The 884-nt window shown below is 68.3% G+C and carries 1 protein-coding gene; it reads left to right on the forward strand.

Going from position 1 to position 884, the window contains the following annotated elements; genetic code table 11:
* Positions 1–52: 52 nt before the first annotated feature.
* A protein-coding gene (locus ETD83_RS42025) for an IS5 family transposase (RefSeq protein WP_407921568.1) occupies positions 53–870 on the forward strand; the annotation gives its coding sequence in 2 pieces (ribosomal slippage) (positions 53–400 and positions 403–870; 816 coding nt in all).
* Positions 871–884 lie beyond the last annotated feature (14 nt).

Below are 884 nucleotides of genomic sequence, written 5' to 3' on the forward strand. Positions count from 1 at the left end.
GGCTTAGAGCGTGTCTCATGTGGGTTGGGTGTGGTCTGCGGGATAATCCGGGATCGTGTCGGATCTTGCGCTCCGGTTGGTGCCGGATGAGTTGTGGGAGCTGGTCGAGCCGTTGGTTCCGGGGTTCGCGCCGCGTCGGCAGGGTGGCGGGACGGCGGGTGTGGATGATCGGGCGGTGTTCACCGCGATCGTTTACGTGCTGACCAGCGGGTGTGCATGGCGGCATCTACCGGGTGAGTTCGGGGTGAGCGTGCCGACCGCGCATCGCCGGTTCACCGCTTGGACCAGGGCTGGGTTGTGGCCGCGCCTGCATCATGCGGTGCTGGACGAGTTGGGCGCCCGTGGGCAGGTGGACTGGGCGTCGGCGATCGTGGACGCCGCCGCCGTCCGGGCGAAAAGGGGGGCACGCTGACCGGCCCCAATCCGGTCGATCGGGGCAAGAAGGGCAGCAAACTCCACGTGCTGTCGGACGCTGCCGGGCTGCCGCTGGTGGTCGCGGTCTCAGCCGCCAACGTCCACGACAGCCAGGCGTTCAAGCCGCTGTTCATGGCGTTACCGGCGATCCGCTCGCGGCGCGGACCCCGCCGGCGTCGGCCGGTCAAGGCCCGTGCCGACAAGGCGTACCACTCCGCCGAACACCTGGCCTGGCTACGTCAGCGAGGGATCGTGCCGCGCATCGCCCGGCCCGGCATCGAGTCCGGCGAACGCCTGGGCCGCCACCGCTGGGTGATCGAGCGAACGCTGTCCTGGCTGTTCGGCTACCGGCGGCTGACCATCCGCTACGAACGCCACGGCCATCTGTTCACCGCCTTCCTCACCCTCGCAGCCGCCATCAGCTGCTATAAGAAGCTCGCCAAACCTTCCACATGAGACACCCTCTTAGC

Source organism: Actinomadura soli (assembly GCF_005889715.1).
Taxonomy (GTDB): Bacteria; Actinomycetota; Actinomycetes; order Streptosporangiales; family Streptosporangiaceae; genus Spirillospora; species Spirillospora soli.